The organism is Paenibacillus sp. DCT19, from assembly GCF_003268635.1.
Lineage (GTDB): Bacteria > Bacillota > Bacilli > Paenibacillales > Paenibacillaceae > Paenibacillus.
Genome location: NZ_CP029639.1, coordinates 1123018 through 1142785, shown reverse-complemented (window position 1 = coordinate 1142785; position 19768 = coordinate 1123018). Strand labels below are relative to the sequence as shown.

General features: G+C 45.8%; 15 protein-coding genes. 7 read left to right on the top strand and 8 right to left on the bottom strand.

The window, feature by feature from the left end:
- Positions 1–714 precede the first annotated feature (714 nt).
- The 4 genes from DMB88_RS05005 to DMB88_RS04990 all read right to left on the bottom strand — a co-directional run bounded on the left by DMB88_RS05005 (position 715) and on the right by DMB88_RS04990 (position 4706).
- The gene (locus tag DMB88_RS05005) at positions 715–1536 is read right to left on the bottom strand and encodes an ABC transporter ATP-binding protein (RefSeq protein ID WP_128100452.1); all 822 of its coding nucleotides are present in this window, start codon (positions 1534–1536) and stop codon (positions 715–717) included.
- Between the two features lie 13 nt (positions 1537–1549).
- The gene (locus DMB88_RS05000) at positions 1550–2542 is read right to left on the bottom strand and encodes a FecCD family ABC transporter permease (protein WP_128104318.1); all 993 of its coding nucleotides are present in this window, start codon (positions 2540–2542) and stop codon (positions 1550–1552) included.
- Positions 2457–3602 (bottom strand): FecCD family ABC transporter permease, encoded by a 1146-nt coding sequence (locus DMB88_RS04995; RefSeq protein WP_128100451.1) that lies wholly within the window; start codon positions 3600–3602, stop codon positions 2457–2459. The genes DMB88_RS05000 and DMB88_RS04995 overlap by 86 nt, the downstream gene beginning before the upstream one ends.
- 90 nt (positions 3603–3692) lie before the next feature.
- Positions 3693–4706: an ABC transporter substrate-binding protein gene (locus DMB88_RS04990; protein ID WP_128100450.1), complete on the bottom strand. Its 1014-nt coding sequence runs from the start codon at positions 4704–4706 to the stop codon at positions 3693–3695.
- A gap of 465 nt (positions 4707–5171) precedes the next feature.
- Here DMB88_RS04990 and DMB88_RS04985 point away from each other — a divergent pair, with 465 nt between their 5' ends.
- The 3 genes from DMB88_RS04985 (at position 5172) to DMB88_RS04975 (ending at position 10139) form a co-directional block, all read left to right on the top strand.
- A complete protein-coding gene (locus DMB88_RS04985; protein ID WP_128100449.1) occupies positions 5172–5750 on the top strand; it encodes a hypothetical protein in 579 nt (192 codons plus the stop codon).
- A 203-nt stretch (positions 5751–5953) separates the two neighbouring features.
- Positions 5954–7714 (top strand): glycoside hydrolase family 13 protein, encoded by a 1761-nt coding sequence (locus DMB88_RS04980; RefSeq protein WP_128100448.1) that lies wholly within the window; start codon positions 5954–5956, stop codon positions 7712–7714.
- 268 nt (positions 7715–7982) lie between these two features.
- On the top strand, positions 7983–10139 hold the full coding sequence (locus DMB88_RS04975) for an alpha-amylase family glycosyl hydrolase (RefSeq protein ID WP_128100447.1): 2157 nt from the start codon (positions 7983–7985) through the stop codon (positions 10137–10139).
- 355 nt (positions 10140–10494) lie between these two features.
- Here the strand turns inward: DMB88_RS04975 and DMB88_RS04970 are convergent, their stop codons facing one another.
- The 3 genes from DMB88_RS04970 to DMB88_RS04960 form a co-directional block, all read right to left on the bottom strand.
- The gene (locus DMB88_RS04970) at positions 10495–11331 is read right to left on the bottom strand and encodes a sugar ABC transporter permease (RefSeq protein ID WP_128100446.1); all 837 of its coding nucleotides are present in this window, start codon (positions 11329–11331) and stop codon (positions 10495–10497) included.
- Positions 11328–12683: a sugar ABC transporter permease gene (locus tag DMB88_RS04965; protein WP_128100445.1), complete on the bottom strand. Its 1356-nt coding sequence runs from the start codon at positions 12681–12683 to the stop codon at positions 11328–11330. Before DMB88_RS04965 ends, DMB88_RS04970 begins: the two co-directional genes overlap by 4 nt.
- A gap of 207 nt (positions 12684–12890) precedes the next feature.
- Positions 12891–14141, bottom strand: a complete 1251-nt coding sequence (locus DMB88_RS04960; RefSeq protein ID WP_368028319.1) for a sugar ABC transporter substrate-binding protein — start codon at positions 14139–14141, stop codon at positions 12891–12893.
- A gap of 444 nt (positions 14142–14585) precedes the next feature.
- On the opposite strand from DMB88_RS04960, the gene DMB88_RS04955 reads away from it, so the two are divergent.
- On the top strand, positions 14586–15620 hold the full coding sequence (locus tag DMB88_RS04955; protein ID WP_128100444.1) for a LacI family DNA-binding transcriptional regulator: 1035 nt from the start codon (positions 14586–14588) through the stop codon (positions 15618–15620).
- 272 nt (positions 15621–15892) lie between these two features.
- Here DMB88_RS04955 and DMB88_RS04950 read toward each other — a convergent pair whose 3' ends face one another.
- Positions 15893–16651, bottom strand: coding sequence for an SDR family oxidoreductase (locus tag DMB88_RS04950; RefSeq protein WP_128100443.1), 759 nt, complete (start codon positions 16649–16651; stop codon positions 15893–15895).
- Positions 16652–17038: 387 nt separating this feature from the next.
- On the opposite strand from DMB88_RS04950, the gene DMB88_RS04945 reads away from it, so the two are divergent.
- The 3 genes from DMB88_RS04945 (at position 17039) to DMB88_RS04935 (ending at position 19684) form a co-directional block, all read left to right on the top strand.
- The gene (locus DMB88_RS04945) at positions 17039–17686 is read left to right on the top strand and encodes a TetR/AcrR family transcriptional regulator (protein ID WP_128100442.1); all 648 of its coding nucleotides are present in this window, start codon (positions 17039–17041) and stop codon (positions 17684–17686) included.
- Between the two features lie 125 nt (positions 17687–17811).
- Complete coding sequence (locus DMB88_RS04940) at positions 17812–18861, top strand: cupin domain-containing protein (protein ID WP_254438460.1); 1050 nt, start codon at positions 17812–17814, stop codon at positions 18859–18861.
- Between the two features lie 91 nt (positions 18862–18952).
- Positions 18953–19684 carry a YoaK family protein gene (locus DMB88_RS04935; protein WP_128100441.1) on the top strand — a complete coding sequence of 244 codons (732 nt, stop codon included), beginning with the start codon at positions 18953–18955 and terminating at the stop codon, positions 19682–19684.
- The last annotated feature ends 84 nt before the right edge of the window (positions 19685–19768 follow it).

Below are 19768 nucleotides of genomic sequence, written 5' to 3'. Positions count from 1 at the left end.
AAACGTGCTCTCGCTTCTGCTTCATCCGGTTTTTAATTAGATTTATTTTGATAATGATTATCAATATCACCTAGATCTATTTTATGGTAAATATAGTATTTATGTCAATTGAAAACTTTAAAGGAATTTTAAGTATATTCAGAGCGGGTGTTTGATGCGCAGATGGTCATAAATCTTTATGTTGATTGATTCGGTGATTGAGTTGTGATATTGCTGAGATACGATCGTAGGGTAGGTTAAGATAAGGATTGTGGTGTGCCTAGGTAAAGTTGATTTACTTAGGCTAGGCTAAGATACGGTTGAGGCTAGATATGGAGGGTACATGTCATAGTGCGTGTTCAAAAAGGGCGGTTTTCAGTACCAAGAAGATGGGATGAAGATAGAAATGGAGTAGCGGAGCGTAGGCAAACCTACGTGAGCAACGGACATTTCGGCTGAATCCCATATTCGATGCTGAGATGCCGCTCGCGCATCCTTCGTAATCAAAAGCGGACTTTTTGAACAACCTCTAATAGAGTCAGTAGGAGAAAAGAGACAAACGCCCCACTATGAAACTTAGAGACGTTTGTCAGTTTGAAAGGGAAACAAATCAAGCAGCTGCCTTATGCTTCAACTTGGGACATGTATCGGTCAATAGCATTGAGGTTGCCTGATTGGTTCAATGGTTCCTAGATCGGACGATACGAGGATATCGACACTTGTAGTTCTTCATCCTTAAGCCAGCTGGGTGTGGCGCTTCTCTGCGTTTACCTTTCTTCCCTTTCCATGTGGGATACAGGTCGGCGTCCCAAACAACGGATCAACAGCAATCTCGCATTCCATCTGAAACACAGTACGAATCATGTCCTGTGTAACGATCTGCTCCGGTTTCCCTTCTGCGTAAATGGATTTGTTATGCACGGCCACGATGTGATGTGCATATCGACAAGCCAAATTGATATCATGAAGCACCATCACAATGGTACGCCCTTCTTGCTCATTTAATTCAAATAATAAGTCCAGTATCTCAATCTGATGAGTCATATCCAAATAAGTTGTCGGCTCATCCAGCAGCAACGTTTCCGTGCCTTGAGCCAGTGTCATCGCGATCCAGGCACGCTGGCGCTGACCACCAGACAATGCATCGACTGGTCGATCCGCTAGCTCCGTTAGATGTGTCGATTCAAGTGCTAGCTTAACCATGCGTTCATCTTCCCGAGACCATTGCTTCAGCCAGCTCTGATGCGGATATCTCCCTTGTCTAACCAACTGACTAACTGTGAGACCTTCCGGTGCGGAGGGGCCTTGTGGCAGGATCGACATACATCTTGAAATCTCTTTGGTAGGGAGTTTGGCAATCTCGTCACCATCTAACAGTACGGAGCCTGAGCTGGATTTTAACAATCGGGCCATCGTGCGGAGCAACGTCGATTTGCCACACCCATTACTACCAATCAGAACCGTAATCTGTCCTTTTGGAATCGTCAGATTCAGATTATCTATGATTGGATCTGCTCCATAAGAGATAGTAAGGTTCTTTGCTTCCAAAATACTCACGATTCTCTCCTCCTTAAAACTGATTTCGATTCTTAAACAATAAATATAGGAAAAATGGTGCACCGATCCCCGCTGTAAATACACCTGCTGGCACATCAAGTGGAAGGAAAGCTGTACGCGCAATCAGATCGGCACTTAGTACAAGCAAGGCACCAACGAAACCTGATACTAGAAGCAAGCTTCCGAACATTCTCCCTACTAACTTTCGAGCGATATGTGGTGCAATTAGACCCACAAATCCGATGGTTCCAGCAACAGCGACGGCGATACCTGCAAGCAGCACACTACATAAAAGCAATAATGAACGGTGCCATTGCACGGTTACACCGAGTCCAGTTGCCACATCATCACCGAACTCTTGTGCATTCAGACTTCTGGCAAACCACATCGCGAGCGGTACAACAATGATAATGACTGGTAGAATGGTTCGGATATCAAGCCACGATGCCCCATAGATGCTGCCTGTCAGCCAGATATAAGCTTGTCCAGCCGTATAGAATGGGCTCAGAATCAGCATAAAGGTCGTCCCTGCTCCCATAATTGCCGAGATTCCAATCCCGATCAGAACGAGGCGGATGGGGGTTACTCCCTTTTTCCATGCCAGCACATATATCACTAGCGCCGTAACCAGCGCACCAATAATGGCAAACAGCGGAAGTAACTTAATGCTGATCGTTCCACCCAGAATGGATACGAAACCAACAGCGGCAACGGCTGCGCCACCTGTGATCCCGATGACATCCGGTGAAGCGAGCGGATTACGAATGATGCCCTGTAGGATGGCACCCGACATCCCCAATGCTGCCCCTACGAGCAGAGATAACAGCACACGAGGCAACCTTAAGGTGAGCACCACAAAATCGTAATCACCTGCACCAACTTTTAAGATGGTTTGCAGCACATGTAACGGAGAAATATAATCACTGCCTATACTTGTGCCTACAATCGCAGCAATGAGAGATAATATAAACAACACAATGATGACCAATAATGATTTCCGTTCCATTTGCAGTGAGATGGCATCTTTTTTTGTGCGAAAGGTTAACATCTTTCTCATATTTTCGTCCCCCCTTACGAGCTATGTATACAAAGAAGGGGCCGCCGATGATTGCTGTCATGACACCAAGCGGTATTTCCTGCGGCATAATGACCAGTCTTGCGACAACATCAGCCGATAACAGTAAGATGGCTCCCCCTAGAATAGAATAGGGTACTAGCCAGCGATAATCATTTCCCACCAGCGCACGCATGATATGTGGAACAACGAGACCGACCAGGCCAACCGAGCCGGCAACGGCAACTGAGCCACCAGCGAGCAGTACGGTAACAACACCCATGAGCAGCTTCACTAACAGCACATTCTGTCCCATGCCTTTGGCAATATCATCACCCGTCAACAGTAGATTGACCGCCCTTCCCATGAAGAGCGCAATAATTGCCGCAATCGTCATATAAGGAAGCACAGGGTATAACATGTCCAGCGTTCGTCCACTTACCGAACCAGCCAGCCAGAACAATACATCCTGAAGACCCGTTCCATCTAATATAAGTACAGCTTGAGTGAAGGAGGAGAACAGTGCTGTAATTGCAGTACCTGCCAGTACAATTTTGATTGGCGTTAGCCCGTCTCGCCCAAGCGACCCCAGCCCGTATACGATAGCAGCAGCAATCGCTGCACCTGCAAAACCGAACCACATCATGGTATTTAAAGATGATACCGACAGAACAACAATCGCAATTACAATAAAGAAAATGGCTCCTGCATTGATGCCGAACACACTCGGTGAAGCTAGCGGGTTACGGGTCAACGCTTGCATAAGTGCCCCCGCTACAGCCAGACTCGCCCCTACAACTGCAGCAATGACCGTACGTGGCAGACGTTCTGTTAACAGAACGATATGTTCGATGGATTGTTCATCATAGTGCCGGAATGCATCCATCCCATCCTGCAACGTAATCGCTGTACGTCCAAAGATCATACTGGACACACAGGCCAACATCAGCAAAATAAATAAACCCACAATTCCATAAATCTTTCCGCTTGTCTTTGTAAAAAGGGGAAACATATTCTCACTCTTTCATCCATGAAATGCAAAAAGACCTGCCAGACCATACACTTTGCTTCAAATGTTGGTGCATGGCAGGTCTCGCTCCCGTTAATTCAATTTGAAATATTCATACAGATCATCCAGCATCATATTAGCAGATGTATATCCTCCTGCCATGTTCCAAGCCACTTCGTCGACTTGAACCAGCTGGTTGTTTTTGACAGCGTCAAGGTTCTTCCACAATGGACTGCTTGTCCAATCCTCATAGTTCTTCTGAATCGCTTCTGTCTCTGTACCTGAATTGAAGTTGAAGATCAGATCAGCATTCATATCTGGAATACTCTCTTTGGATGTCAATTCAATACCCCAAGTGTCTTCATCATGACCTGCTGGTCTGGTGAAGCCAAGTTCTTTCAGAATTTTACCTGCATAACCCATGTAGAAGATCCGAACTTGATCAGCTCTGAAGTTGGTAATGGTTGCTTCGATCGGAAGACGATCACCCATTTTTTCTTTGAAATCAGCTACACGCGTATCCCAATCTGCCAGCAGCTTGTCCGATTGCTCCACCATGTTCATCGCTTCACCAGCCATTTTCACGGTTTCTTTCCAATCAAACAGCGTCTCCGTTACAACCGTTGGAGCAATCTGTGACAGTTGATCATAGATGTCCTCGTGTCTGATTTTCGTCGCAATAATGAGATCTGGCTTCAATTTGTTGATCTCTTCCATATTCGGCTGAGGCTCTTGACCCACTTGTGGTACCCCATCCAGATCAGCTCTCAGATATTCGTATACAGGTTGCTGTACCCATGATTCAACTACACCTGTGGGCTTAACACCCAGAGCAACGACAACGTCATTTGCACCTTGGAACAAGGTTACGATTTTCTTCGGTGTACCTGTAATGGTGGTTTCACCCATAGCATGCTTGATCACTCTAGTCTGATCTTCTGTGGTATTGCTCGTTGTATCGCTTTCACTACTGCTCGTATTTCCGCTCGTAGCTTGGCTTGCCGTATTTGTTGTCTCTGCACTTCCACCCGATGCACACCCTGCCAGCAGTGAGATCATCAATAGAAGTGTAGCGTACATCAATAGCTTTTTCTTGAATCTAAACATCGTAACCCGACTCCCCTTTGTCTTCTAAATGATATTGAATCTCATTCTCATTTGTATTGTAATGTAGTTATGTGCTTTGTTCAAGCATTTATTTGGAAAAAAAATCCGAGGTATTCGGATATAATTCGGGCTCCTATTACTTATTAATATAGGGACTGTGAGCGTTCCATCTATATTCCTCATTAATTTTATTTTTATCAAACATACATTTATGTATTATTTCACTTATTAAACAATGCGTAATTTATGATTATCTAAGAGGAGCTCCCTCTTGTTTTCACATATGAACATGCTCATACCTCTTTATACCTACCTCTTGCATCCCATACGAACTGTTGATTAGGTATTATTTCGTGATTATCGTTCAGAACGATTTTATGTAAATCTATTCCTGTAATTTACTGTCGCACTATGTTAGATTACCCATTGGAATAATATACATAAATTAGATGGGGGTTATGAAACATGAAGAAATCTTGGATATTATCATTGATTATGAGTTTTGCTTTGCTTGGAGGCGTATTCCTACCTGCTGGTTCTTATGCTGCTGCAGCTGAGGATACAACACCTGCCTACTCAGAAGACAGTGAATATGGTTACGATACATCCCAAGACGAGCCGTTACCAACGGACGAAGAGATCGATTTTCTGGACTACATTGATAAATTGACAGAAGCGGCAGTATATGAAGAAAAAGCGTTCAACGCGGTAAGTGGCGGTACTATTATCACTTCTGCTAATCGCAAATCTGTGTTTCTGAAATTGACCAATACCGCAATCCCTAACTACACCAAATATGTATCTAAGCTAAAACTAGTAAAACCACAAAATGCTGAATTACAAAAAATTCATGCCAAACTGGTCAAAGGAAGCTACACACAGCTTGAAGCGTACCAGTTGTTCAAGAAGTCGGTATCCAAAACTAAAGTGAACAGCACGTTGCTGAAACAAGGTAACGCTAAACTCGCTCAAGGTGCTAAACTGATTGAGCAGTCCAACAATGAGCTGGTTAAATATGCAGCTAAGCTTGGTTATGATCTATAAGCTGTAGTGCTCATTACGGAAAAATCAAAAAAGTGAGATAAAAGTAAAAAAAAGTGTTTTCTTTTGCAGATTTAGTTCGTATAATAACGCTATAATCAAAAGGCTATGCTGCCGTAAGGTACAACCTCGTGAACATTGGGGGTTGTGCCTTTTTTGCGTTTATAGCCGGGTTCTATAACTTTTATCCATAAGGAGTGACTTCAATGCTACTCGAAGCTATTTACCATCGTCCCAAATTAAATTGGTCGTACGCTTATGACCGCTCTACAATGCATCTTCGGCTGAGATCCAAGCGCGGAGATGTAGACGCCGCCTATGCCATTATCGGGGATAAGTATGCGTGGGATCGAACGATGGAAACTCTCCCCATGCATCTGTTCACCAGCGATGCCTTGTTCGATTATTGGGAAGTTGAGGTACAGCCACCTTATCGCCGGTTACGTTACGGTTTCCGGTTAGAGAAGGATGATCAATGTGTGTGGATGACCGAACGCAGATTCGAGACAGCACTGCCGGAAAATTCGTTGGAGTTCTTCGATTTCCCATTTATGAATCCGGCAGATATTTTTGAAGCTCCTGCTTGGGTAAAAGAAGCTGTTTTTTATCAAATATTCCCTGAACGTTACGCTAATGGCGATCCCTCCATCAGTCCAGCCAATGCGGAGCCGTGGGGCGGTGAGCCTACGCCAGTTAATTTTTTCGGAGGTGACTTGCAGGGCATTATCAACCACCTCGACCATCTGGTTAACCTCGGCATTAACGCAATCTATTTCTGTCCATTGTTCCAGGCAACGACGAACCATAAATACAACACTGGCAACTATCTCAAGGTAGATCCTCATTTCGGCACGAATGAGAAACTGAAAGAACTGGTGGATGCCTGTCATAAGCGTGGGATACGAGTGATTCTAGATGCGGTATTTAACCACTCAGGCCGAGAGTTTTTCCCTTTTGCCGATATCCTTGAAAATGGTGCATTATCCCCCTATGCTGATTGGTTCCACGTTCGGGATTGGCCGGCACGGATCGAGGATGGCATACCAACGTATGATACCTTTGCCTTCGAACCCTTGATGCCTAAGTTAAATACAGAGCATCCTGAGGTGAAATCCTATCTGCTGGAAGTGGCACGTTACTGGATTCAGGACATCGGCATAGATGGCTGGCGACTTGATGTGGCTAATGAGGTGGATCATCAATTTTGGCGTGAATTCCGACAAACCGTCAAAAGCATTAACCCCGATGCCTACCTATTGGGTGAAATCTGGCATGATTCCATCATGTGGCTTCAGGGTGACCAGTTTGACGCGGTGATGAACTACCCGTTTACTAACTCTGTGCTCGATTATGCTGTACACGGTAAGCTGGATGGCCTAGGGTTCGCTGACGAGATCGGTAAACTGCTTATTGCTTATCCTCAATCGGTTACTGAGGTTTCATTTAACCTGTTAGATAGCCATGATACGCCGCGACTACTGACCGAATGTAAGGGGGATGTACGCAAAATGAAGCTCGCCCTGCTCCTGCTCTTCACCTATCCTGGCGTACCTTGCATCTATTATGGAGATGAGGTTGGGCTCGAAGGTGGCTACGATCCTGGCTGCCGTAAATGCATGGAATGGGACGAAGACAAACAAAACAAGGATCTTCTTAGTTTCTTCACAACAATCATTCATTTACGCAAACAACATCCTGCACTTCGCAGCGCTAATCTCAACATGCTCCATGCCAGTGCTGGCGATCCTTGCCTAGTTATCGAACGACATGATCCGCACACAGGGGAATATTTCGTGCTTATACTCAACGCTGGTGATCAATCCCGCTCGCTCGATCTCACGCTTTCTGTAGCGGGAACCTGGCATGATGTATTCAACAAAGATTCATTTCAAACGGATCAGACGAATAAGCTCCAGATTGAAGCTTTCGGATTCCGACTATTACAGTTGAAGAATATGAAACAATAGATTACTAGAAAATAAATGCTTTTAAATTATATATTGACAACTAAACCAATATTTAATTATTATAACGTTGTGAAGATAACTCGAGGGCTATGCTTTTGAACCAATATGGTTTAGAACAACCCCGGTAACTCCAGCAGGAGATGCCGGGGTTGTTGGCATGCCATAAGGGAGGCGATGTGCTCCATAAAATTGAGAGATTCATTATTTGTAAGCGCTATTACGGTAAGTTAGAACGATATCCAAACTACATGATGAAGGGTGGATTACCATGTTCAAATTAACCAAGCGAGTCATGCTCAGTGCCACACTGGCACTCGGCTTGATGGCGGGAAGCGCCTTCCCTTTTCTAACCACAGCGTCTGTTTTCGCAGATCCTGATACTGCCGTAACCAATAAGCAGAATTTCAGTACAGATGTCATCTATCAGGTGTTCACAGACCGCTTCTCTGACGGCAACCCCGCCAACAATCCAACAGGAGGAGCTTATGACGCAAGTTGTAGCAATCTTAAATTGTACTGTGGTGGTGACTGGCAGGGTCTAATTGACAAAATTAATGATAACTACTTTACCGATCTAGGCATAACCGCGCTCTGGATCTCTCAACCTGTTGAAAATATCTACTCCCTCATCAACTATTCGGGTGTCAACAACACAGCCTACCATGGCTATTGGGCGCGCGACTTCAAGAAAACGAACCCAGCCTTTGGCACGATGACTGATTTCAAAAACCTGGTCGACACGGCTCATGCCAAAGACATTAAGATCATCATCGACTTCGCTCCTAACCATACCTCTCCCGCCATGGAAACCGATACTTCATTTGCTGAGAATGGCAGGTTGTATGATAATGGCAACCTTGTAGGCGGGTACACCAATGATACCAACCAGTATTTCCATCACAATGGCGGCTCTGACTTCTCCACACTGGAGAACGGCATTTATAAAAACCTCTACGACCTGGCTGACCTGAACCACAATAACGGTACAATTGATACGTATTTCAAGGATGCAATCAAGCAGTGGCTGGATATGGGCATTGACGGAATTCGTGTAGATGCCGTGAAGCATATGCCAATGGGCTGGCAAAAGAATTGGATGTCTTCGATCTATACACATCAGCCTGTGTTTACCTTTGGCGAGTGGTTCCTGGGATCATCTGCTTCAGATGCAGATAATAATGATTTTGCGAATAAATCCGGTATGAGTCTGCTGGACTTCCGCTTCAATCAAGAGGTTCGGAATGTCTTCCGTGACAATACGGCCACGATGTACGCACTAGATTCCATGATTAGCAGCACTGGAGCGGATTACGATCACATCCATGATCAGGTTACTTTTATCGATAATCACGACATGGATCGTTTCAAAACCAATGCAGTAAACAATCGCCGTCTGGAGCAAGCTTTGGCATTTACATTAACCTCGCGCGGTGTACCTGCCATCTACTATGGAACAGAGCAATATATGACCGGGAATGGTGATCCAGATAACCGTGGTAAGATGCCTTCCTTCTCCAAAACATCTACGGCGTTCAATGTCATCAGCAAACTGGCTCCATTACGTAAGTCCAATCCGGCAATTGCCTATGGTTCAACGCAGCAACGCTGGATCAACAACGACGTCTACATCTATGAGCGCAAATTCGGCAAAAGTGTGGCTGTCGTTGCAATCAATCGTAGTACCTCTGCGTCTGCATCCATCTCAGGTCTAACCACCTCGCTTCCTACGGGTACATATACGGACGTGCTTGGTGGCGCACTTAATGGCAGTCAGATTTCCTCTAATGGAGGAAACATCACGTCCTTCAATCTTGCAGCAGGCGCTACAGCCGTTTGGCAGTATACAGCAAATGAGACCACTCCAACCATTGGTAATGTAGGTCCAACCATGGGCAAAGCGGGAAATGAAGTCACGATTGATGGTCGAGGATTCGGTGCTTCCAAAGGCACAGTACACTTTGGAACTACAGCAGTAACAGGTGCAGCCATCACCTCTTGGGAAGATACACAGATCAAAGTCAAGATTCCAGCCGTCGCAGCGGGAACTTACGCAGTGAAAGTAACAGCAGGCGGAGTCAGTAGCAATGCGTATAACGATTTTACGGTTCTTAGCGGAGATCAGGTTTCTGTCCGGTTTGTCATCAATAACGCCACCACTTCACTCGGCGAGAACATCTATCTGACTGGAAACGTGGCTGAGTTAGGAAGTTGGTCCACAGGCTCCACCGCAATTGGCCCAGCGTTCAATCAGGTCATTCATGCATATCCAACCTGGTACTATGACGTTAGTGTTCCAGCCGGTACACCGCTAGAGTTCAAGTTCTTCAAAAAGAACGGCTCCACGGTTACGTGGGAAAGCGGTTCCAACCATACCTTTACTACCCCGACAAGCGGAACAGCTACGGTTACAGTGAACTGGCAATAACACGATAATTGATTGAAAATAAACCCATCACGAAACCCGGAGTACGCTGAGGCAGCGTAGACTCCGGGTTTATACATGGTACGGGTTGATTAGTTTGGGGGTAGAGACTCGTAAACTCATATTGAAGCAGAAGGCACTTCCGTAATGATGTCAGTCAACTTTAGACATAAAATCACGGGAAGTGCCTGCTTGGCGTGTATTATTTATGTTTTACTTCATGTGCTACTTGATCGATATGCGATGGCTACTTAACCGCCACTTAATACTTAACCACCGCTTGAACTGCCACGTGTTTTATCACTTCATATATTTAATCTACGACAAGATCGCGGACGAAATAATGCACAGAGCACAGTTACCCTTTGGAAGCCCCCGATGTGAGACCTTGAACAAGGAAGCGCTGTAGGAAAACGAACAACAGCGTAATCGGAATGGCGATTAGTACCGCTCCTGCGGCGAACATTGTAAAGTTACTGTCCTGATAACGGTTGACCAGATCCCACATTCCTACCGCAAGTGTCCAATTCTCCTTCGTACGCAGTACCAGACGGGCAAAAATAAAGTCCATCCACGCCCCTGTGAAGCTGGTTAAAGCCACATAGGTCAACATCGGTTTGGATAATGGCAAAATGATGCTGGTGAATACCCGCAAGTGGCTTGCACCATCGATACGAGCCGCTTCATCCAGGCTGCGCGGAACGGTGTCGAAGAATCCTTTGACGATGAATCCCCCAAGTACTGCTCCTGAAGAATAGACCAGAATAAGCGCAGTATGGGTATCGAGCAATTTGATTTGCAGCAAAATGATATAAATCGCAATCATGCTCATGAAACTTGGAAACATGCCAAGAATCAGCATGGTGGAAAGTATTGCTTTGCGCCCACGGAAACGGAAACGCGACAAGGCATACATCCCCAATGTCACCATGAGTGTCGAGAAGATCATCGTGAAAAAGGCAATTTTCAGCGTATTCATATACCAGCGGCCATACATAAAGGATGGATTGTTAAACAGTTCACCATAATGGGATAGCGTGAAGGCTTCTGGCCACAGACGCTCACTAAACAATGCCGCACCCGGTCTTAGGGAAGAGAGAAAGATCCAGAGCACCGGATAGATGGAGACGACGGCAATGATCAGTAATAGCAGGTAACTCACAGCCAGGCGCACCGGATTATTGCGTGTCTTCATTGAATCATGTCCTCCTCCTTGAATGACTTGGAGCGGCGGAAATTCCAGATGGAGAATGAAGCGATAATCAGGAAGATAATAATACCTACCGCAGAAGCCATGTTGAACTTATTGTTATCCAGCGTGAGCTTGTAGAGCCAGGTTACGAGCAGATCCGTTGCGCCAGCATACTGATAATCCCCACGTAGCGGATTGCCGTTAGTCAGCAGGAAGATGACATTAAAATTGTTGAAGTTACCAGCGAACTGCATAATGAGCACCGGTGTAGTCGCAAATAAAATGAACGGCATCGTAATGATTCGGAATTTCTGGAATGCAGAAGCACCGTCCACTTCAGCAGCCTCATACAGATCACGTGGAATGGCTGTCAATACGCCTAGAATCAGCACCATGCTAACCGGGATACCGATCCACATATTGACGACAATGACTGTAACCTTTGCCCAGAACGGATCGGTCAGCCAAGGTAATCCCTCTAGCCCAAAAGCTCTCATATACGTATTAATCGGCCCAAACTGACCGTTAAACAGATTGCGCATCAATAACAGGGAAATAATCTGCGGGATGGCGTAAGGCAGGATGAAAATCGTACGCCACAGCTTCTTAAAGCGTATGCCCCGCTGTTCAATTAATAGCGCCACGAGCACACCACCGAAATAGGTAGTGACCGTAGCTAGAATGGCCCAGATCACCGTCCAGGTGAGGACACCATAGAACGTCTGACTCCATGACTTAAGCTGGATGAGATCCGTAAATGTCTTGAAACCAACCCAGTCTACCAATTTAGCCGGCGGAATATGATCCGGTGCCGAATAGTTCGTAAACGCGATGGTGACCGTGAACAAGATTGGCATAATCGTGAAAAAGAGTATCCCCAGTGCCGGAATGGACAGGAACAGATATGGGAAGTTTCGATCCATCATGTTGCGGATGGTGGCTCCTGCACTTCGTATTTGCTTGCCTTCTTCTCTAGCAAGCCCGGTCATGTATGCATCCCGGATATTCAAAATGTAGATCAGAATAAACACAAAAAATACCAGCAATACGATAATTCCATCCAGCAATAAAAAGATGGAATGGTCTCCTTTTTGAAGCACGGTGGAACCATTCACTTTGACAAAACGCTGTGTATTTTCTCCCAGTGTCCATATTCCCCATACCGCATGGGACAGGCGAGGAAGCAGGTACGCAAGCCCTACTCCCTCCAGCAACAGTAGTACAATTCCTTTGATCCATTGCCGATTATATAACTGCCCCAGACCTTGCAATATGATGGAACATATGGCCGCTGTCATCCGGTGCTGCTTCTCCCTTCCGGGGCCTACAGGCACCGGGACATGCTGCTGTTGCATTCGCTCTCTCCTCTCCGACCTTGTTATCCCAGATTTTTTCAATTCCTTTTCTAAATGGGAACATATGGGGAAAAGTCATGTAGGCGCTTCCGAAGCAAGTTTTCTTTCAGAAAGCTTTTAGTTTCACTTCTTCAGCTTGTTCTTAAGCATATCTTCGTGTCGTCGTTCGTTCCTACTGCACGGTTGCAAGGCTCTCCTGGATCTGCTTCACGGCATTGTCCAGCGATGCTTTGACATCCTTGCCCGTATCCCAGATATCCGTAATGGCTGATGTGATCGGCCCCAGACGCTGTCCATAGCAGGAAGCGAAGGCATTGGGGTGGAGTTGTTGAATTGCTCCAGGAACGCATTGTTGATCGGATCTTCCTGAACCTTCGGGTTCGCTGCGACATTCTTGTTCGCAGGAAGTGTACCATTCAGTTCAAAGTTCTCCATCTGAGCCTCTTCATTCGAGAGGAACGCAGCCAGCAACTTGGAGGCATTCGGATATTGCGTGAATGCATTTACGTAATAAGCTTTGACCCCTGAGAAAGATGTCATCGGTTTGCCATCGATCGCTGGAAGTGGAGCAACACCGAAGTCGATTCCCGCATTGCGGTAATCCGCAATGGTCCACGGCCCGTTAATATCCATCGCCAGCTTGCCGCTGGAGAACAATCCTTTTTTGATATCGTAGTTCACATCACCCATCTTGAGTGGCAACACTTCAGACTTCAGTGTCTGCAGGAACTGCCCACCCTTCTGAGCGCCTTCATTATTCAAACCAAGATCTCCGCTATCCATCCCGTTATCACCGAAGATATATCCGCCCTGCGATGCCAGAAACGCATAATTGTAATAGAACTGCTGCAGTTCCCACATCAATGCGTATTGATTGGACTTGGTATCATTGAAGGTTTGGGCGAAGCTGATAATCTCATCGAAGTTTTGTGGAGCTTCCGGGTATAATGCTTTGTTATAAAAGAGGGCATATGTCTCAACGCTGTACGGATATCCGTACAAGATATCCTTGAACGTCACCGCCTTGAGGGCATTCTCACTTGTATTCGCTACGGTTTCTGCTTCAAAAATGTCATTTGGCAAGATCAGTCCCGCTTCTGAAGCGCTACCAATTTTGTCATGTGGAAACACGACCACGTCTGCTGCCAGCCCTGCCGGTCCATCTGTCGTTAATTTCGTCACCTGATCCGTTGGAGGCAATTCCTCCATTTTGACGGTTACACCGTACTTCTCTTCGAACTTTTGCACTCTCTGCTCAATGAAGCTGCTTTGATTTTTGTCCTCCCAGATGACCAAGGTTGCTCCTTCCTCTGGTTGAAGATTCTCGGCTGTCAGTTGTACAGCTTCTTCCGGATTCTCGCCTGCTATTGTTGGAGATGTAGTTCCCCCTCCTGCCGAGCATGCGGCCAGTGTGAAAGCCATTACGACAGACATTGTTGCCCCTTGCCATTTTCTCATGTAAAATGTCCCCTTCCCTCTGTTTGGTTCAACGAAATTGCGCTCTTCACCCTTTGATCAACGTAAGATGTCAGGTACTGTGATCCTTGTTCTTTTTTGTACAAACGTTTGCTCAAATAAAAGACAGAATCACATTTTGGTTCGATAAGTAGGGATAAATGTGCTCGGAAGTATGTAAAACCAGAGATGTAAGCGCTACAATAACACTCACATCATACAATACGATACTTTCTTTGTACAAACGTTTGCACAAGCCATATCGCTTCAATTTTAACCATTTTCTCTCATTTTGCGGAAGTAATTCTCTATTCCCTTCTTCTAACTCATTCTTCCTTTATTTTACTTCCTTCGTATTCTGTATCAGGTAGGTAATAATTGATTTCTCGTATCCTTTGCATTACCATAGGGGAAAGTTGAAATGATTGTTCAGAGGGGATTTATTACATGATTACGATCAAGGATATAGCCAAATTGGCGGGTGTCTCCCCTTCTACAGTGTCACGGGTGATTTCCAACCATCCCAGAATTAGCGCCGAGACGTCTCTCAAAGTAAAGCAAATTATGAAAGAACTCAACTATCATCCCAACATTATGGCGAAAAGCCTTGTGTCCAAAACGACGCAAACCCTTGGGATTATGCTTCCGCGCCCTGCAGAGGAGTTGTTCCAGAACTACTTTTTTGGGGAATTGCTACGAGGTATTATTTCACTCGCCACACGCAACAATTATGAATTGCTGCTAACAACTGAAACATCATCCGATGACGAACTTCATGCCATATCCCGGCTTGTGCACGGCCGAAGAGTAGATGGCATTCTGCTGCTAGGTTCGAAGCGAGATGATCCGATCATTTCATTTCTTGAAGAGGAAGAGTTTCCTTTTGTCCTGATCGGTCGTAGTGAAGCTCACCCAAACGCACCCATGGTGGATAATGACAATGTGCAAACTGCTTATGATGCAACGCAGCATCTCATTGCACAAGGGCATACGCGGATTGGATTCGTGAGTGGCCCGCCAGAAATTACGTTATCCCATGATCGTATGCGTGGATACCAGAAAGCTCTTGCCGAAGCAGAGCTACATGCCAATCGGGACTGGATTGTGGAGGGTGAATTCCTACAAGAGAGCGGATTCCGAGCGATGTCTCTATTCATGTCTTTGCCTGATAGACCCACGGCCATTGTTGTTATTGATGATAATGTGGCTTTTGGAGTATTGAGAGCTCTTGCCGAGCTGGGATATCAGGTACCTGAGGATATTAGCGTGGTCAGCTTTAACAATATAGCCTTATCCGAACTGGCTTCACCGCCACTCAGTTCCATCGATATCGGAACCTATCAGCTTGGCTATACGGCAGTTCAGGTGTTACTTAAAATTATAAGCGGGGAGCCGCAAACGCATAATCCCGTCATTATTCCACATCGATTAATTGTGCGAGAATCCTCACTCTACTCCAAAAGCAAGTCATCATTGAGCTGACATTAGCTGACGTATGAAGGTTCTTGTGTGTCAGTGCAAACGTTTGTCCTAAAACCTAGTGGGATTCGATCACAATATACGAGATTGACTCGTTAGTAGAGTCACCATAAAGAAGCCGCATCATGAGATGCGGCTCCTCGATTGATTTTACAGAATTATACGCACGGTTGTGTATGTTCTCTTCTACCACTTAAAGGGCTGTAATTGCATTGATTTTTACATGCTCCGTCCGATCATTCTTTCATTAGCGATTCTACCATTACACACTCAAATTAGTAGGAGCTCCAGCCGGCATCCGCCGTAATGACGGTTCCGTTAACGAAACTGGATTCATCCGAACCAAGGAACAGCGCCACTTTCGCAATCTCTTCGCTCGTACCTACACGTGGGTTGATTGCCATACCCAGTTGTTGACGTCCAGCCCCGAATTGACTTATCCCAGCCATCGTGGAACCAATATTGGTAGCCACAGCGCCCGGGGCGATGGCATTACAACGAATGCCTTGCTCGGCATACATGTACCCCGTATTTTTGGTGAAACCAATTACCGCGTGTTTGGAAGCTGTATAAGCGGCTCCCGCACGTCCGCCATGCAATCCGCCTGCCGAAGCTATGTTCACGATGACTCCTTTTTGCTTCTCTTGGAAGATTGGCAATACTTTACGCGTAGTCCGCATTACGCTGGTTGTATTTACGGCGAACAATCTCTCCCATTTCTCATCCGTGATATCTGCTGCTGGCTCCATGCCATCCATAATACCTGCATTGTTCACCAGAATGTCCACAGTACCGTATGTGCTTACCGTCACATCAATCAGATTTTGCACATCGTCCTCTTTGGCCACATTAGCCAAAACCACGATCGCTTCTCCGCCTGCTTCCTTAATCTCACTAGCAACCGTCTGAGCGGATTGCTCGTTAATGTCTGACACAACAACTTTGGCACCTTCACTAGCATATAGTGTGGCAATCGCTTTCCCCATGCCTGAACCTGCACCTGTCACAACAGCAACTTTATCTTGAAGTTTCATATCTTAGTTCCTCCTTTTTGTATTCGTTTACAATAAGTTAACAAACAAATGTTCATTAACTCTTATCCTTAGTATAATAAGTCATAGCTTTTGGGATCAATCAGTAAAAGCATGTCCTATTGTACGTTAACCAACACTTCAAACGCTTATTGTACGTTTATTAAACCGTACTTTTTGAACAACTGCTAAAATACGAGTTCAAAAAGTTCGCTTTTCAGTACCGAGAAGATGGGTTGAAGATAGAAATGGAGTAGCGGAGCGTAGGCAAAACTACGTGAGAAACGGACATTTCGGCTGAATCCCAGATTCGACGCTGATGATGCCATCAGGCATCCTTCGTAATCAAAAGCGTACTTTTTGAACAACCTATATAAGGGAGGAAATTCGATGTCAGCCCCTACTGAATCCACGGATCGAAGAATTAAGAAATCCAAAGCTGCGCTGAAACATGCACTCATTAAGCTTATGCAAAAGCAACCTTTTAGAGAAATATCCATTACCGATATTGTGAAGTTGGCGGATCTGAATCGGGGAACCTTCTATAAGCACTATCAGTACAAAGAAGACCTGTTTAATGAGATCATCGACGATGTCATTCAAGACCTGGTCACCTCTTACCGTGAACCGTATCAAGGCAAAGAAATATTTGAAGTGAGTCATATGCCATCATCAGCCATCCGCATCTTCGAGCACGTCTATCAGCATGCTGCATTCTATACGCTTGCCGTCACATCCGAGGCATCGTCCAGTTTCCAGCAGATGATCTGTAATGTTCTTCGCGACCTCGCCTTACAGGATCTGAACGAAATATTCCCGACGCATATCAACCGCGAGCTGTTTGCGAGTTATCAGGCGCATGCCATCTTTGGCATGATTATCGAGTGGATTCATCAGGAATTCAGGCACAGCACAGGCTATATGGCCGAGGAATTGTTCAAAATTATTAATTATAAACCTGCTACTGTGGTCTATCATTCGACTCAACGAGAACCTGCGGCACAATATGTACAAAAAAATGGAATGACCCTCGAATGAATAATTCCCATTTGCCTCATATTAACTAAGGTATAACTGAATAGATTCGTAGGATATGGTTAAAAGAACATAGACGGTATATTCAACTATTTACATGTAAACCTAATTTGATGTGAGGAGGAATCATGATGACATCTTTTAAATATCGTCTTGAACAAAAGGAACCTCGGACAGGCTCTGGCGGAATTACCCGCGGCGCTTCGGTTAAAGATTTCCCTGCTTCAATCGGCATTGCTGGCGTATCCATGCGACTCGAGCCGGGAGGCATGCGTGAACTGCATTGGCATGCAAACGCAGCAGAATGGGCTTACGTCATCAGCGGTTCCTGTCGTACAACAGTCATTCATCCGGATGGACATGCCTACACGGATACGTTCGAGCCCGGTGATGTCTGGTATTTCCCGCGCGGATATGGACATTCCATTCAGGGACTTGGCCCAGACGAATGTCATTTTATTTTGATTTTTGATAATGGTGATTTCTCGGAGGATCATACTTTTAGCATCACAGATTTCCTTACACAGACACCGAACAACATTGTCGCTCAGAATCTTGGTATCACCGAAGAGCAGGCAGCCAAGCTGAATCAGGGCGAAGCTTACTTTGCCAAAGGGCCTGTGCCCAACGATAGCTCCTCTTCTGGTACATATCGCCGCAACTCAGAGCTAACAACGATTCATCGGTATCCACTCCTTGCCAAACAGCCTCGACGAGCACCAGGAGGCGGTACGCAACGTACAGTGACCGTCGAAGACTTCCCCATCTCCACCACAATGGCTGGGTCACTCATTGAATTACAGCCGGGTGCGCTACGGGAGATGCATTGGCATCCTAACGCGGACGAATGGCAGTACTACATCAGCGGGCAGGCTGAAATGACGGTATTCCTGGCAGAAGGTCATGCTGTAACAGAGCATTTCGAAGCAGGCGATGTCGGCTATGCACCTATGGGGGCTGGTCATTATATCAAAAATACCGGAGACGACGTCTGTCGTGTGTTAATCGGCTTCAACAGCGGACACTACGAAGCCATTGATCTGAGTGAATGGATTGCCGGTAACCCGGACGACCTGTTATCTACGAATTTGGGTATGTCCAAAGAAGAAGCGGCTCAGCTTCCAAATGATACGCTCTTTCTTGCACCAGACCAGCATAAAGATCAGAATCACTCCTGAATCATGTAACATATGTAGTTGAACTAACTATCGCACCGGCTAGACTAATCTGCCATCACTGCTTTCACGAACCAGAAGAGAGGTTGCGTCTATGTCCTTAACGCCTGATTCGACCAATAACCATCAAGATACAACTCAACGTATTGGACATACTGTAGAACGCTTAGAGCCGGGATTATCCCGGCTTTTATTGTCATTAGCGCTAGTGTTGATTGCCGGATTCATTGATGCCATTGGCTATCTAGGATTAGGCAAGGTTTATTTGTCTTTTATGAGCGGTAATAGCACCAAGCTAGGCATTGCACTCTTTAAAGGGGACTATTCCGTGTGGGCAACGACAGGGGTCGTCGTGCTGTTATTCATTGTGGGGGCATTTATCGGTACGTTGATAACGGATCTATTCAGGCAATATCATTTGACGTTAATTTTAAGTGCGGAATCTATCTTATTCGTTATCGCGATCACCTGGGTCTTATTGCTCCACACCAATAGTATTCTCTTTCCACTCGCAGTGGCGATGGGCATGCAGAATACGATGCACCAGATGGTTGCCCACGCTGATGTGGGGAAAGGCTTCGTGTCAGGAACCTTGTTCGGGATTGGACAAGCCATCGCTAAGGCAGTACGTGGCAAAGCTCCAGCATCCGAATGGGCTGTTCTGGCGCTATCCTGGATTACGTTTGTCATCGGTGCCGCCCTGGGAGCGCTCCTGTTCACTCAAGCCAGCCTGCTCATCTCCTTAATCGTGGCTCTGTCAGCCCTTGTGCTGCTGATTCCATATGCGATCTACATGCAACGACAAAGAACGGTCGATCCGGGATAACTCCTGGTCAACCGTTCATGCCATCATATTCTGTACCGTTCTATGCAGCTAAGAAGCACACGTTATAGAGGTTGTTCAAAAAGT